The organism is Amycolatopsis sp. NPDC049688, from assembly GCF_040674975.1.
Classification (GTDB): Bacteria; Actinomycetota; Actinomycetes; order Mycobacteriales; family Pseudonocardiaceae; genus Amycolatopsis.
Genome location: NZ_JBFANY010000006.1, coordinates 257,002 through 271,985, shown reverse-complemented (window position 1 = coordinate 271,985; position 14,984 = coordinate 257,002). Strand labels below are relative to the sequence as shown.

The 14,984-nt window shown below is 72.2% G+C and carries 13 protein-coding genes; 11 read left to right on the top strand and 2 right to left on the bottom strand.

From position 1 onward, the window contains the following. Positions 1 to 246: 246 nt before the first annotated feature. The 7 genes from kdpF to AB0J55_RS22425 are packed head-to-tail and all read left to right on the top strand — an operon-like array spanning position 247 to position 8,113. Positions 247 to 348, top strand: coding sequence for a K(+)-transporting ATPase subunit F (gene kdpF / locus AB0J55_RS22455; RefSeq protein ID WP_014466724.1), 102 nt, complete (start codon positions 247 to 249; stop codon positions 346 to 348). Beyond that, positions 348 to 2,009: a potassium-transporting ATPase subunit KdpA gene (gene kdpA, locus AB0J55_RS22450; RefSeq protein WP_364251496.1), complete on the top strand. Its 1,662-nt coding sequence runs from the start codon at positions 348 to 350 to the stop codon at positions 2,007 to 2,009. Before kdpF ends, kdpA begins: the two co-directional genes overlap by 1 nt. Continuing rightward, entirely contained in the window at positions 2,006 to 4,051 is a 2,046-nt protein-coding gene (gene kdpB, locus AB0J55_RS22445; protein ID WP_364251493.1) for a potassium-transporting ATPase subunit KdpB, read from the top strand. The genes kdpA and kdpB overlap by 4 nt, the downstream gene beginning before the upstream one ends. Positions 4,052 to 4,054: 3 nt before the next feature. Next, positions 4,055 to 4,645, top strand: a complete 591-nt coding sequence (locus AB0J55_RS22440; RefSeq protein WP_364251490.1) for a potassium-transporting ATPase subunit C — start codon at positions 4,055 to 4,057, stop codon at positions 4,643 to 4,645. 4 nt (positions 4,646 to 4,649) lie between these two features. Then, complete coding sequence (locus AB0J55_RS22435; protein ID WP_364251487.1) at positions 4,650 to 7,178, top strand: sensor histidine kinase KdpD; 2,529 nt, start codon at positions 4,650 to 4,652, stop codon at positions 7,176 to 7,178. Next, entirely contained in the window at positions 7,175 to 7,873 is a 699-nt protein-coding gene (locus tag AB0J55_RS22430) for a response regulator (protein WP_364251484.1), read from the top strand. The genes AB0J55_RS22435 and AB0J55_RS22430 overlap by 4 nt, the downstream gene beginning before the upstream one ends. Before the next feature lie 21 nt (positions 7,874 to 7,894). Beyond that, positions 7,895 to 8,113 carry a hypothetical protein gene (locus tag AB0J55_RS22425; protein WP_364251481.1) on the top strand — a complete coding sequence of 73 codons (219 nt, stop codon included), beginning with the start codon at positions 7,895 to 7,897 and terminating at the stop codon, positions 8,111 to 8,113. Here the strand turns inward: AB0J55_RS22425 and AB0J55_RS22420 are convergent. Beyond that, positions 8,110 to 9,249: an acyl-CoA dehydrogenase family protein gene (locus AB0J55_RS22420; protein ID WP_364251478.1), complete on the bottom strand. Its 1,140-nt coding sequence runs from the start codon at positions 9,247 to 9,249 to the stop codon at positions 8,110 to 8,112. The two genes, AB0J55_RS22425 and AB0J55_RS22420, sit on opposite strands and share 4 nt — an antisense overlap. A 65-nt stretch (positions 9,250 to 9,314) precedes the next feature. On the opposite strand from AB0J55_RS22420, the gene AB0J55_RS22415 reads away from it, so the two are divergent. The 4 genes from AB0J55_RS22415 (at position 9,315) to smc (ending at position 14,753) form a co-directional block, all read left to right on the top strand. Next, positions 9,315 to 9,956 (top strand): helix-turn-helix domain-containing protein, encoded by a 642-nt coding sequence (locus tag AB0J55_RS22415; RefSeq protein ID WP_364251475.1) that lies wholly within the window; start codon positions 9,315 to 9,317, stop codon positions 9,954 to 9,956. Between the two features lie 26 nt (positions 9,957 to 9,982). Further along, on the top strand, positions 9,983 to 10,630 hold the full coding sequence (locus AB0J55_RS22410; protein WP_364251472.1) for a hypothetical protein: 648 nt from the start codon (positions 9,983 to 9,985) through the stop codon (positions 10,628 to 10,630). A gap of 132 nt (positions 10,631 to 10,762) precedes the next feature. Beyond that, positions 10,763 to 11,050, top strand: a complete 288-nt coding sequence (locus AB0J55_RS22405) for an acylphosphatase (RefSeq protein WP_364251469.1) — start codon at positions 10,763 to 10,765, stop codon at positions 11,048 to 11,050. A 100-nt stretch (positions 11,051 to 11,150) separates the two neighbouring features. Next, positions 11,151 to 14,753: a chromosome segregation protein SMC gene (gene smc, locus AB0J55_RS22400; protein WP_364251467.1), complete on the top strand. Its 3,603-nt coding sequence runs from the start codon at positions 11,151 to 11,153 to the stop codon at positions 14,751 to 14,753. Here the strand turns inward: smc and AB0J55_RS22395 are convergent. Then, a complete protein-coding gene (locus AB0J55_RS22395; protein ID WP_364251464.1) occupies positions 14,746 to 14,970 on the bottom strand; it encodes a hypothetical protein in 225 nt (74 codons plus the stop codon). The two genes, smc and AB0J55_RS22395, sit on opposite strands and share 8 nt — an antisense overlap. Positions 14,971 to 14,984: the final 14 nt, after the last annotated feature.

Sequence of the window (14,984 nt, the reverse complement as noted above, 5' to 3'; positions counted from 1 at the left end):
CGTGGCAAACGTTTGCGTGACCGCCGCCACCAGCCGTCAAGGCGGCGTAAATGCCCGTCAGGAACGCATCAAGGCGGCATCAGCCGGCCTCCGGAAGGCCCTCCCGGAACCGCACAGTGACGTCGTCCCGGTCACCGGACCCGGTGACCCGTCCTGAGAGGTGCCTGTGGCCGACTTGCTCTACGCCGTTCTGCTGATCGGTGTCTTCGTGGTGCTGGCGCTGGTTCTGCGCGGTTTGGAGAAGCTGTGAGCGGCGCCGGAACCCCGGCCGACGTCGTCGGCGGCCTGCTGGCGCTCGGCCTGCTGGTGTACCTGTTCGTCGCCTTGATCCGGCCGGAGAAATTCTGATGTCCGACACCACGGCCGGCCTCGTCCAGCTCGGCCTGCTCCTCGCCGCTCTCGCTGCGGTTCACCGACCGCTCGGCGACTACCTGGCGCGCGTCTTCTCCACCGGGAAGCACTGGAAACTCGAGAAGGGCCTCTACCGGCTCTTCCGCGTCAACCCGGACTCCGAGCAGCGGTGGCCGACCTACGCCGCGGGCGTGCTCGGCTTCTCGTTCGTCTCGGTCGTCCTGCTCTACCTGCTGCAACGGCTGCAGCCGTTCCTGCCGTGGAACCTGGGCCGCGGCCCAGTCGGCCCCGGCGTCGCCTTCAACACCGCGGTTTCCTTCGTCACCAACACGAACTGGCAGTCCTACGTCCCCGAGACGACGATGGGCCACTTCGTGCAGATGGCCGGGCTGACCGTGCAGAACTTCCTGTCGGCGGCCGTCGGCCTGGCCGTGGCGATCGCGGTGACGCGGGGCTTCGTCCGGGCGAAGACCGACCGGCTCGGCAACTTCTGGGTGGACCTCACCCGCGGCACGGTCCGCGTGCTGCTGCCGATGGCGTTCGTGTTCGCGCTCGTCCTGGTCGCACTCGGCGTCGTGCAGAGCCTCAAGGCCGGCGTCGCCGTCACCGACCCGGACGGCAGCCGCAGCACCATCGCGCTGGCCCCGGCCGCGAGCCAGGAGGCGATCAAGGAACTGGGCACCAACGGCGGCGGCATCTTCAACGCCAACTCCGCGCACCCGTTCGAAAACCCCACCGCCTGGTCGAACCTCGTGCAGCTGTTCCTGATCCTGGTCATCCCGGTCAGCCTGACCCGCGCGTTCGGCACGCTGGTCGGCAACCGCCGCCAGGGGTACGTCCTGCTGAGCGTGATGAGCCTGCTCTGGGCGGCTTCGCTGGCGCTCATCTGGTTCTCCGAGGCCAAGGCGGGCAACCCGGCGGCGCTGGCCGCCGGGGCGAGCCTGGAAGGCAAGGAACAGCGGTTCGGCATCGGCCTGACGTCGCTGTTCGCCGACACCACCACCGGGACGTCGACCGGCGCGGTCAACGGCGCCCACGACAGCTTGTCCCCGCTCGGCGGCGGGGGCCCGCTGCTCAACATGCTCTACGGCGAGATCTCGCCCGGCGGCGTCGGCACCGGGCTCTACGGCATCCTCGTGCTGGCGATCATCGCGATGTTCCTGGCCGGGCTGATGGTCGGGCGCACCCCGGAGTACCTGGGCAAGAAGCTCGGCAGGCGCGAGGTCACCTGCGCGGCGATCGCCATGCTGGCGATGCCGACGGTCGTGCTCCTCGGCTCCGGGATCGCCCTGCTGCTGCCGGGCACGGCGGGCGCGCTGGGCAACTCCGGCGCGCACGGGCTGTCGGAGATTCTCTACGGCTACGCCTCGACCGGCAACAACAACGGCAGCGCGTTCGGCGGGCTGACCGCGACGAGCGACTGGTTCCAGTCCTCGTTCGCCGTGGCCATGGCGTTCGGCCGGTTCGTGCCGATCCTCGCCGTGCTCTGCCTGGCCGGATCCCTGGCCGCCCAGCGCAGGGTGCCCGAAACCGCGGGCACCCTGCCGACCACCGGGCCGCTGTTCGCCACCCTGCTCACCGGCACGGTGGTGCTCGTCGCGGCCCTCACGTTCATCCCGGCGCTCGCGCTCGGGCCCATCGCGGAGGCACTCGCATGACCGTCACCGACGAACGCCCCCAGGTGACTCCCGCCGAAAGCAACAGCCGGGTCGGGGCCGGCGTGTTCAGCCCGCGCCAGCTCTGGACGTCGCTGCCGGAGGCGCTGCGGAAGCTCAACCCGAAGCACCAGCTCGGCAATCCCGTGATGTTCGTGGTGTGGGCGGGGTCAGCGCTCACCACCGTCTTCGCGGTCACCGACCCGAGCGTCTTCACCGTCCTCATCGCCGTTTGGCTGTGGTTCACGGTCCTCTTCGCGAACCTCGCCGAGGCCGTCGCGGAGGGACGGGGCAAGGCGCAGGCGGAGAGCCTGCGGCGGTCGAAGAAGGAGACCGTCGCCCGCCGGCTCACCGAAACCGGAGAGGAGCAGGTTCCCGGCGTCGAGCTGAAGATCGGCGACCTGGTCGTCGTCGAGGCCGGGCAGGTGATCCCGGGCGACGGCGACGTCGTCGAGGGCATCGCGACCGTCGACGAATCGGCCATCACCGGCGAGTCGGCCCCGGTCATCCGCGAATCCGGCGGCGACCGCAGCGCCGTCACCGGCGGCACGACCGTGCTGAGCGACCGGATCGTCGTGCGCATCACCACGAAACCCGGCGAGTCCTTTGTGGACCGCATGATCGCGTTGGTGGAAGGCGCTTCCCGGCAGAAGACGCCGAACGAGATCGCGCTGACCATCCTGCTCTCGACGTTGACCATCATCTTCCTGCTCGCCGTCGTCGCGCTGCAGCCGATGGCCCGCTACTCCGGCTCCGAACAGTCGGTGATCGTGCTGACCGCGCTGCTGGTCTGCCTGATCCCGACGACGATCGGCGCGCTGCTGAGCGCCATCGGCATCGCGGGCATGGACCGCCTGGTGCAGCGCAACGTCCTGGCGACCAGCGGCCGCGCGGTGGAGGCCGCGGGTGACGTCTCGACGCTGCTGCTGGACAAGACCGGCACCATCACCTTCGGCAACCGCCGGGCCACCGAGCTGATCCCGGTCGGGGCATCCACGCCGGACGAACTCGCCCGCGCCGCCCGGCTGGCCAGTCTCGCCGACGAGACCCCCGAGGGCCGCAGCGTCGTCGAGCTGACGTCCGGGTACGCGGACCGGGACGAGCACGGCGAGTTCGTCCCCTTCACCGCGCAGACCCGGATGAGCGGCCTCGACATCGGGACCCGCCGGATCCGCAAGGGCGCGGCGAGCGCCGTCCGGGCGTGGGTGCGCGACAACGGCGGGGAGTTCCCCGGCGAGACCGAGCGGGTGGTCGACGAGATCAGCGCCCAGGGCGGCACGCCCCTGGTCGTCGCCGAGGACGCGGTGGTGCGCGGGGTGATCCGGCTGTCCGACGTCGTCAAGCCGGGCATGAAGGAACGCTTCGCGGAACTGCGCTCGATGGGCATCAAGACGGTGATGATCACCGGCGACAACCCGCTGACCGCCAAGGCCATCGCCGCGGACGCCGGCGTCGACGACTACCTCGCCGAAGCCAAGCCCGAGGACAAGATGGCGCTGATCAGGCAGGAGCAGGAGGGCGGGCGGCTGGTCGCGATGACCGGCGACGGTACCAACGACGCCCCCGCGCTCGCCCAGGCCGACGTCGGCGTCGCGATGAACACCGGCACCTCGGCCGCCAAGGAGGCCGGCAACATGGTCGACCTCGACAGCGACCCGACGAAGCTGATCGAAATCGTCGAGATCGGCAAGCAGCTGCTGATCACCCGCGGTGCGCTGACCACCTTCAGCGTCGCCAACGACCTCGCCAAGTACTTCGCCATCCTGCCCGCGATGTTCACCGGTATCCACGCCCAGCTGGGCGGGCTGAACATCATGCACCTGGCCACGCCGAAGTCCGCGATCCTGTCCGCGGTCATCTTCAACGCGCTGATCATCGTCGTGCTCATCCCGCTCGCCCTGCGCGGCGTGCGGTACAAGCCGTCGTCGGCCTCGGCCCTGCTGCGCCGCAACCTGCTCGTCTACGGCCTCGGCGGGATCGTCAGCCCCTTCCTCGGGATCTGGCTGATCGACCTGCTCGTCCGCCTCATCCCCGGAATCGGGTGACCCGTGAACACACTCGTCAAACAGACCTGGGCCGGGCTGCGCGTCCTGCTCGTGATGACCGTCCTGCTCGGCGTCCTCTACCCCCTCGCGGTGTGGGCGATCGCGCGCGTCCCCGGCCTCGAAGGCCACGCCGAAGGCTCGATCGTCACGCAGAACGGGCAGCCCGCCGGCTCGTCGCTGATCGGCGTCGACCCGGTGGCCGCCGACCCCGCGCACGACCCGTGGTTCCACACCCGCCCCTCGGTGGTCGGCCCCGGCCTGCCGTCCGGCGCGTCCAACCAGGGCCCGGACAACGAGGATCTCGTCAAGACCATCGGGGAGCGCAAGGCCGCCATCGCCCAGCGTGAAGGCGTGTCGCCCGATCAGGTCCCGCCGGACGCGGTGACGGCGTCGGGCTCGGGCCTCGACCCGGCGATCAGCGTCGCCTACGCCGACCTCCAAGCACCGCGGGTCGCGCGGAACACCGGCCTGCCCCTCGACCGGGTGAAGCAGCTGATCGAGGAGAACACGAGCGGGGCCGGGATCGGCGTTCCCGGCGTGGCTGTGCTCCCGCTCAACTTGGCCGTGCAAGCCGCGGCCGGAGGGGCACACTGACACCGTGACCACGGAGAACAGGCCGCGCCGGGGAGAGCTGAGGATCTACCTCGGCGCGGCTCCGGGCGTCGGCAAGACCTTCGCCATGCTCGGCGAAGCACGCCGCCGGCTCGACCGCGGCACCGACGTCGTCGTCGGGCTGGTGGAGACGCACGGCCGGGCCAAGACCGCGGAGCTCCTCGACGGTCTCGAGGTCGTCCCGCGGCGGCACGCCGAACACCGCGGCCGCGCGTTCGAAGAGATGGACGTCGACGCCGTCCTCGCCCGCGCGCCGGAGGTCGCCGTCATCGACGAACTGGCCCACACCAACGTGCCGGGCTCCCGCAACGCCAAGCGCTGGCAGGACGTCGAAGAACTCCTGGAAGCCGGGATCGACGTGCTCTCCACGGTCAACGTCCAGCACCTGCAGAGCCTCAACGACGTCGTCGAGCGGATCACCGGCGTCACCCAGCAGGAAACCGTCCCGGACGAGGTCGTCCGCCGCGCCGAGCAGCTGGAACTGGTCGACATCACGCCGGAGGCGCTGCGGCGGCGGCTCGCGCACGGCAACGTCTACCCGGCCGAGCGGATCGACGCCGCGCTCGGCAACTACTTCCGCCCCGGCAACCTCACCGCGTTGCGGGAACTGGCGCTGCTCTGGGTGGCCGACCAAGTCGACGTCGCCCTCCAGCGCTACCGCGCCGAACAGCGGATCACCGACACGTGGGAGGCGCGCGAACGCGTGGTCGTCTCCATCACCGGCGGCCCGGAGAGCGAGACGCTCATCCGCCGCGCCAGCCGGATCGCCACCCGGGCCGGCGCCGAGCTGCAGGTGGTGCACATCCTGCGGGGCGACGGTCTCGCCGGGATCAGCCCGGCGGCGATGGCCCGCTGCCGCAAGCTTGCCGAGGAGGTCGGGGCGACGTTCCACACGGTCGTCGGCGACGACGTCCCGGGCGCCCTGCTGGACTTCGCCCGCGGGGTCAACGCCACCCAGCTCATCATCGGCACGTCGCGGCGCTCGCGGGTGGCGCGGCTGTTCGACGAGGGCATCGGCGCCTCGGTGGTCCGCCGGTCCGGGCCGATCGACGTGCACATGGTCACCCACTCCGAGGCGGGCGGGCGCCTGCGGACCGGGCTGGCCGCCAGCCCGCTGGGCGTCTCGCGGCTGGTGACGGGCTGGGTGCTGGGCATCGTGCTGCCGGTGCTGGTCACCCTCGTCGGCGTCTTCGTGCCAACAGGGCTCGACTTCGCCACCGACGTCATCGCCTACGTCCTGGTCACGGTCATCGTCGCGCTGGTCGGCGGCCTCGGCCCGGCGCTGGTCGCGGCGGTGCTCGGCGCGGGGCTGCTCAACTTCTTCTTCACGCCGCCGCTGTACACGCTCAACGTGCACACCCCGCAGAACCTCGTGACGCTGATCGCGATGGTCGTGGTCGCCGTGCTGGTCGCCCTGGTCGTCGACCAGGCCGCACGCCGGGCCGCGCAGGCCGCACGGGCGCGGACCGAAGCGGCGCTGCTGGCGTCCTACGCCCGGACCGTGCTCACCCACGCGAACCCGATCGAGCGGCTGCTGGCGAAGGTCCGCGAGAACTTCGCGCTGACGTCGGTGACGCTGCTGGAGAAGCAGGACGGCGAGTGGCAGTGCGTGGCGACCGCGGGGGAGCACCCGTGTGCCGATCCGGACGAGGCCGACGCCGACATCGCCGTCACCGCCCACGTCCACCTGACCCTGCGCGGCCGGGCGCTGCCGGCGGCCGACCGGCGGGTGCTGGAGGCCGTGGCCGGGCAGGCGTTCCTGGCCCTGCGCCAGCAGCGCGCGGCCGCCGCCGCGGCCCGCGCCGAGCGCAAGGCCGAGGCGACCGAGCTGCGCACGACCCTGCTTTCGGCTGTCGGGCACGACCTGCGGACGCCGCTGACCTCGATCAAGGCGTCGATCGGCAGCCTGCGCGCGCCCGACCTGGTGCTGTCCGAAGAGGACACCGCGGAGCTGATGGAGGCCATCGAGCTGTCCGCCGACCGGCTCGCCGGCCTGATCGACAACCTGCTCGACTCGTCGCGGCTGGCGACCGGCGCGGTCAAGCCGCACCTGCGGCCGGTGGGCTACGACGAGGTCGTCGCGCACGCCCTGTCCAATGTGGACAACTCGGCCGAGGTGGTGGTCGCGGTCGACGACCAGCTGCCTTCGGTGCTGGCCGACCCCGGCCTGCTGGAACGGGTGGTGGCCAACGTGCTGGACAACGCCCTGCGGCACGGCGGGCCCCCGGTGTCCGCCCGGGCCAGCGCGCACTCCGGCCACGTCGAACTGCGGATCGCCGACCACGGCAAGGGGCTGCGCAAGGGAGCCGCGGACTCGGCGTTCGCGCCGTTCCAGCGGCTCGGCGGCGACCGGGACACGACCCCGGGCGTCGGGCTCGGGCTGTCGGTGGCGAAGGGGTTCACCGAGGCGATGGGGGGCACGATCCGCGCCGAGGACACCCCGGGCGGCGGGCTCACCATCGTGGTTTCGCTGCCCGCGTTCAGTGTGGAGTACGAACAGGAGGGGGTGCGATGAGCGACCCGGGCGCCACCGTGCTGGTGGTGGACGACGAGCCGCAGATCGTGCGGGCCCTGCGGATCAACCTGACCGCCCGCGGCTACAAGGTGATCACCGCGCACGACGGCACGGCCGCGCTGAAGGCGGTGGCCGAGACCAAGCCCGACGTCGTCGTGCTGGACCTCGGCCTGCCGGATCTGGACGGCACGGAGGTGATCGCGGGCCTGCGCGGCTGGACGACGGTCCCGATCATCGTGCTGTCCGCCCGCGGCGACTCCGCGGACAAGGTCGAGGCGCTCGACGCGGGCGCGGACGACTACGTGACGAAGCCGTTCGGCATGGACGAGCTGCTGGCCCGGCTGCGCGCGGCGGTCCGCCGCTCGGCGGTGGCGGGCGCGGACGGCGCGGACGCGGTGGTCGACACGGCGTCGTTCAGCGTGGACCTGGCGGCGAAGAAGGTCCGCCGCCACGACGGCGTGGAGGTCCACCTGACGAAGACGGAATGGGGCGTGCTGGAGCTGCTGGTCCGCAACCGCGGCCGGCTGGTGGCGCAGAAGCAGCTCCTGCACGAGGTGTGGGGCCCGTCGTACGAGACGGAATCGCACTACCTGCGGGTGTACCTGGCCCAGCTGCGGCGGAAGCTGGAGCTGGAGCCGTCCCGGCCCCGGCACCTGCTGACCGAACCGGGGATGGGCTACCGCTTCGAGGTCTGACCCGGTGGGTACCCCGGGTGGGTGACCGAGGGGGAATCCGGAAATCCGAGGCGGCGCAGCCGGAAAGCGGTGCGGCTGCTCCTGCTGTCGGCACTGGTCTACCTGGCCGGGGTCGGAATCGGTGCCCTTCTGCGCCGGCCCGACCCGTGGAGCCAGGGCATCGTGGCCCTGGGGCCGTTCCTCGGCGCTGCGTTCGCGAAGCTCCTGTTCGGCCGGCCCCGGCGCGACGGGCCGTCCTAGAACCAGAAGGTCGGCTGCTCGATCCCGAACCGCAGCTTCGCGTACCGCTTCGAGGCCGCGGCCGAGAAGTAGATGTGCTGGGCCGCCGCGTGGAGGTCGCGGAAGCAGCGCTGCATCGGCTGGTCCGCGTGCAGCGCGCCCGCCCCGGCGTAGCCGAACGCGATGTTCACCGCGCTCAGCGAAGCGCGCATCGCCTGCTGGGTCGCCAGCAGGAACTGGCCGCGTTGCCGGACGTCCGGGACGTCGCCCGCGCACGCCGTGTCCCACAGCTGCCCCAGCGCGTCGAAGACGAACGCGCGTGCCGAGCGTAGCCGGCCCTCCGCGCGGGTCAGGGCGATCTGGACGTCGCCGTCCTCGGCGATCGGGCCCGGGCCCGGCGGGCGGAACTTGGCCGGTGCGAAGCCGGTGAACTCGTCCAGGGCGCGCCGCGCGATGCCGAGGGGGACGCCGGCCAGCAGTGTGCCCACGAACGTGAAGAACGGGAAGCGCCACAGCGGGCCGTCGTGGCGCGCCGGGTTGGTGAACGGCGAAATCGTGTGCTCCTCGCGCACCACCGTGTCGATCTCGACGTCGTGGCTGCCGGTGCCGCGCAGGCCCGTGACGTCCCAGTTCTCCACCACCCGGACCGCGGCGGCCGGCACGGCGGCGAGCCGCCAGTCCCGCGGGTCGCCGCCGGCGAAGGCGCCGTTGAAGAACAGGTCCGTGTGCGGGCTGCCGCTGCAGAAGGCCCAGCGGCCGGCCAGCGTGAACTTGCCGTCGCCGTCCGGGGTGAGCCGGCCCGTCGGCGCGAAGACGCCGCCGCCGATCGGGTCCGGGGTGCCGGCGACGAGGTCCGCCGCGACGGCCGGGTCCAGCCAGGCGAGGAACGCCGAGCCGTTGCCGATGGTGATCGTCCAGCCCGCGGAGCCGTCCGCCCGCGAGAGTTCCTCGACCACTTCGACGATCGTGGCCGGCGGCAGCTCCAGGCCGCCGAGCTCGCGCGGGGTCGCCAGCCGGAAGAGCCCGGCCGCGCGCGCCCGCTCGACCAGCTCGCGGGGCAGGGTCCGGAGCTGCTCGGCTTCGACGGCCCGCGCGCTCAGCTCGGGCGCGAGGTCCCGCGCGGCGGTGACGGCGTCGGTCGTGGCTTGTTCCATCATGGTCAGCGCCCCCTCAGGGTGTCATGATAGATGGACATCTATTCGATAGAGGAGTCTCTACCTAAATGGACGGCCCTGTCAAGCGCCGGTACGACACTTCGCGACGCCAGGAGCAGGCGCGCGAAAACCGCCGCCGGGTGCTGGCGGCGGCGTCGGAGCTGTTCCGGGAGAAGGGGTACGCGGGCACCGCGATGCCCGAGGTGGCGAAGGCGGCGGGCGTCTCGGTGCAGACGGTCTACAAGGCGTTCGCGAACAAGGCGACGCTGCTCAAGGCCGTCTTCGACGTGACGGTCGCCGGCGACGACGAGGACGTCCCCATCGCCGGGCGCGAGTTCATCGCCGAGATCCAGGCTGAGCCGGACGCGGCACGCAAGATCGAGCTGTACCTCGACCACCTGGTGGGCGTCGCCCCCGTGGTGTTCCCGGTGCAGCTGCTGGCCCGCGACGCGGCCGCCGCCGACCCCGCGGCCGCCGAGGTCTGGGCGCAGATGCGGCAGGAGATGCTCATGGCGATGACGTACTTCTCGGCCGACCTGCTGGCCACCGGCCAGGTGAAGCCCGGCCTGACCGCCGACGACGTCCGCGACATCCTGTGGACCTACCACGGCCCGGAGCAGTACGAGCTGCTCTGCCTGGAACGCGGCTGGTCCCCGGAGCGCTACGGGCGGTTCCTGCGGGACGCGATGATCGCGGCCGTCCTGGCCTGAACCGCCCGGGCGCTTGGGCTCAAGCCGTGGTGCTGGTCCCGGTCGTGCTCGACGAGGGAGCGCCGGCCGAGCTGGAACCGCCGCCACTCGGCTCGGACGGGGTGGTCGTCGGCGGGGTGGTCGGCGTGGTGGGCGTCGTCGCCGGCGGCGTCGGGGTGGGCTTCGTCGTCGGAGTGGTCGGCGTGTGGACCGGCGGCGGGGAGCTGTCGCCCGGGTCGTTGCGCGGCGGCGGGGGCGGAGCGGGCTGGGTGACGACCGTGGTGGTCGTCTTGCCGTCCGGGCTCACCGAAACCACCGTCGTCGGCGCGCTCGACGACGAGGGGCTGGACGTGGTCGGCGCCCCGCTGGAGGCCGGCGGGCTGCTCGACGACGGGGCGGTCGGCAGCGTCTGCACCCCGGCCGGGACCGTGCCCTGGCCGCCGGGGCCGCCCGTGCCGCCCGCCGTGGTCGCCGGCGCGGGGCCGGCGAGCTCGGCCACCGCGGCGAACGCGGTGGCGACGACCAGCCCGGCCACCCCGAGCACGACGTACCCGGTGCGGTTCGGTTTGCTGCTCTTGGGCGGCGCGGTGTCGATCCTGGTGATCCGAGAGCTCGAATCCGACCCGGCGGGGCGGGGCATACGGGGCTCCTTGGGGAATTCGGGAGGCGCGGGCGAGGTCGTGGAACGGGGCTGAGCCGACGGGGCAGAGCCACGGCGGGGGAGCGACCTCGGCGGCGAGGTTATCACCGGCGTGCGGGTATTCCCCCAGGTAGTGGCCTTGATCAGTTACTGTGCGCGGTCAGTCGACCCGGACGGGAGGAATGGTGTGAGTGACGGAGAAACCCGTACCCGGCTGACGGCGTGGGTGCGCGGCCGGGTGCAGGGTGTCGGTTTCCGCTGGTGGACGCGCAGCCGGGCGCTGGAACTCGGCCTGGTCGGGAGCGCGAGCAACCTCGCCGACGGCCGTGTCGAGGTCATCGCGGAGGGTAGCCGTGACCACTGTCAGCGGCTGTTGTCCGCGTTACGGTCGGGAGAATCACCCGGAAGTGTGGAGCACGTCGCCGAGCGCTGGTCCGACCCGAAAGGGGGACTCACGGGGTTCGTGGAGCGGTAGCACGCGCCGAGGAGGGGCGCGTCCGGCGGTACCCGGAGGCCCCCAGGTAGCCTGGGACGATTGAAACGCCAGTACCGGCAGCCAGAGGGGTCAGCACCCAGTGCACCTGAAAAGCCTGACGCTCAAGGGCTTCAAGTCCTTCGCCTCGGCCACCACGCTGCGCTTCGAGCCGGGCATCACCTGCGTGGTCGGGCCGAACGGCTCCGGCAAGTCCAACGTGCTGGACGCGCTGCGCTGGGTCATGGGCACCCAGGGCGCCAAGGACCTGCGCGGCGGCAAGATGGAGGACGTCATCTTCGCCGGCACCGCGGGCCGCGCCCCGCTCGGCCGCGCCGAGGTCACCCTCACCATCGACAACGCCGACGGCGCGCTGCCCATCGAGTACTCCGAGGTCTCGATCACCCGCCGGATGTTCCGCGACGGCGCGAGCGAGTACGAGATCAACGGCGACCGCTGCCGCCTGATGGACGTCCAGGAGCTGCTCTCGGACTCCGGCATCGGCCGCGAGATGCACGTCATCGTCGGGCAGGGCCAGCTGTCGGCGATCCTGGAATCCAAGCCCGAAGAGCGCCGCGCGTTCATCGAAGAGGCCGCCGGCGTCCTCAAGCACCGCAAGCGCAAGGAACAGACCCTGCGCAAGCTGGCCAACATGCAGGGCAACCTCGACCGCCTCGGCGACCTCACCACCGAGCTGCGCCGCCAGCTCAAGCCCCTGGGCAAGCAGGCCGAGATCGCCCGCAAGGCCCAGTCGGTGCAGTCCGAGCTGCGCGACTCCCGCCTGCGCCTGCTCGCCGACGACCTGGTCACCCAGCGGGACACGATCGCCCGCGACGAGGCCGACGAGCGGACCGCCCGGCAGCGCCGCGCCGAGGTCGAGCAGCACCTCGAGCTGGTCTCCGCCGAGGAAGCCGAGCTGGAAGCCTCCCTCGCCGAGGACGCGCCGCTGCTGCAGACCGCCCAGGAGACCTGGTACAAGCTGTCGGCTCTGGCCGAGCGGCTGCGCGGCACCGTCCGCCTCGCCGTCGAGCGCCAGCGGCACCTCTCCGCCGACATCACGACGTCGACCGGCGGCCGCGACCCCGAGGAGCTCCTCGAAGAGGCCGAGCGCGTCGCCGAGCAGGAAGAGGAGCTCAACGAGGCCGTCATGGAGGCCCGGGAGCTGCTCGCCCAGACCGTGCTGCGCCGCGAGGACCTCGAACAGCGCGTCCAGGCCGCCGAGCGCGCGCACTGGGCCGCCGTCCGCGCGATCGCCGACCGCCGCGAGGGCATGGCCAAGCTGACCGGCCAGGTCGAGGCGCTGCGCAGCAAGAACGGCGCCACCACCGACGAGATCGACCGGCTCAGCGTCTCCATCGAAGAAGCCGCCGAGCGCGCCGAGATCGCCGTCGAAGAGCTCGAGATGGCCCAGGCCGAGGGCGGCGCCGAGGAGTCCGACGACGCCGGCCTGATGGACCGCCACGACCGCGCGGTCGAAGCCAACAACGCGGCCAAGGCGCGCGTCGAGGAGCTGGTCAAGGCCGAACGCGCCGCCGAACGCGAGATCGCGTCGGAGAAGGCGCGCGTCGAAGCGCTGTCCATGGGCCTGCGGCGCAAGGACGGCGCGGGCGCGCTGCTCGGCGCGTCCCACGAGCTGCCGGGCCTGCTCGGCTCGGTCGCCGCGCTGCTGACCGTCGAGCCGGGCCACGAAGTCGCGCTGGCCGCGGCGCTCGGCCCGGTGGCCGACGCGATCGCCGTCACCGGTGGCGAAGACGCCCTGCGCGCGCTGAAGTACCTGAAGGAAACGGACTCCGGCCGCGCGGGCATCCTGCTCGGCGGTCCCGGGTTCACCGTGGACACCTCCTCCTGGCCGTCGCTGCCGGACGGAGCGCGCTGGGCCCGCGAGGTCGTCACCGCGCCCGCGCAGCTGCGGCCCGCCGTCGAGCAGGCCCTCGACAGGCTGGCCATCGTCCGCGATCTCGACGCGGCTCGCCACCTGGTCGCGGTGCACCCCGAGGTCCGCGCGGTCACGGCCGAAGGTGACGTCTTCGGCGCCCGCTGGGCGATCGGCGGGTCCGGCAAGCGCGAGAGCGTGATCGAGGTCCAGGCCGCCGTCGACGAGGCGGCGGAGCGGCTCCGCCTGGCCGAACGCTCGCTGGAGCGGTACGCGGCCGAGCTCGAAGGCGCCCGCGCCGAGCAGCAGGCCCGCCGCGAAGAGGTCTCCCAGGCCAAGGACGCCCTCGGCGAGGCGAAGGTCCGGAAGGCCCGCTCGTCGGAGCGGCTCAACCGGCTGCAGCAGGCCGCCCGCCAGGCGCAGGCCGAGGTCGAACGGCTCACCGGGCAGCGCGCGAAGGTCGAGCAGAGCCGCGTCCAGGCGCTGGCCCAGCTCGCCGAGCTGGAAGAACGGCTCGCCGCCGTCGCCGAGCAGCCCGTCGAGGACGACCCGGACACCGCCGAGCGCGACGCCGCCGTCGAGGAACTGGCCGTCGTCCGGCAGGAGGAGATGGAGGCGCGGCTCGCGCAGCGCACCTCCGAAGAGCGGGCGCGCAGCATCGCGGGCAAGGCCGAAGGGCTCCGCCGCGCCGCGCACGCCGAGCAGCAGGCCCGCGAACGCGCCGAGCGCGCCGCCGCGGCCCGCAAGCGCGGCGCCGGGATCGCCAACGCCGTGGTCAACGCGGGCGAACTCGCGCTGGACCGGATCGAGCACTCCGTGCAGCGGGCCGCCGCCGAACGCGACCAGGTCCAGGCCCGCCGCCAGAGCCGCGAGCAGGCGCTGACGAGTGTCCGCGCCAAGGTCCGCGAGCTCACCGGCGAACTGGAGAAGCTGACCGACGCCGTGCACCGCGACGAGGTCCTGCGTGCCGAGCAGCGGCTGCGGCTGGAGACCCTGGAAGCGAAGATCGCCGAGGACTTCGGCATCGGCCTCACGGACCTGGTGCAGGAGTACGGCCCGGACGTCCCGGTCCCGCCGAGCGCGGGCGAGATGGCCGAGTACGAGGCGGCCAAGGAGCGCGGCGAGGACGTCACCCCGCCGCCGCCGATGCCCTACGACCGCGACACCCAGGCCCGCCGCGCCAAGCGCGCCGAGAAGGACCTGTCGCTGCTGGGCAAGGTGAACCCGCTCGCCCTGGAGGAGTTCGCGGCGCTGGAGGAGCGGTACAAGTTCCTCTCCACGCAGCTGGAGGACCTCAAGGACACCCGCAAGGACCTCGAAGCGGTCATCAAGCAGGTCGACGAGAAGATCCTCGAGGTCTTCGCCGGCGCCTACGCCGATGTGGCCCGCGAGTTCGAGACGGTGTTCAGCGTGCTGTTCCCGGGCGGCGAGGGCCGGATGGTCCTGACCGAGCCGGACGACCTGCTGGCCACCGGCGTCGACGTCGAAGCGCGCCCGCCGGGCAAGAAGGTCAAGCGGCTGTCGCTGCTGTCGGGTGGCGAGAAGTCGCTGGTCGCGGTAGGCATGCTGGTCGCGATCTTCCGCGCCCGGCCCTCACCCTTCTACGTGATGGACGAGGTCGAGGCGGCGCTCGACGACACCAACATGCGCCGGCTGATCGGGCTGCTGGAGCAGCTGCGCGACTCGTCGCAGCTGATCATCATCACCCACCAGAAGCCGACCATGGAGATCGCCGACGCGCTCTACGGCGTGAGCATGCAGGGCGACGGCATCACGAAGGTGATCTCCCAGCGCCTGCGCACGACCGAGGAAGAGCCGGTCCCGGTCAGCTGACGCCGTCTTCGCGGGGTGGCCGGTCGTCCGGCCGGGCCCGCGGCTCGTAGGTCTTGAGGTCGCTGCCCATCCACTGGGCGTCCTCGAGGCGCGGCCGGCGTCCGCGCGGCGTGATCATGCCGCGCTTGACGCCGCGCTTGCGGTCGGACCGGTCCATGATCAGCGCGATGACCAGCACCACCGCGAGGACGGCGCCGAGCCCGATGAAGAACCCCATGTGATCCCCTCCCG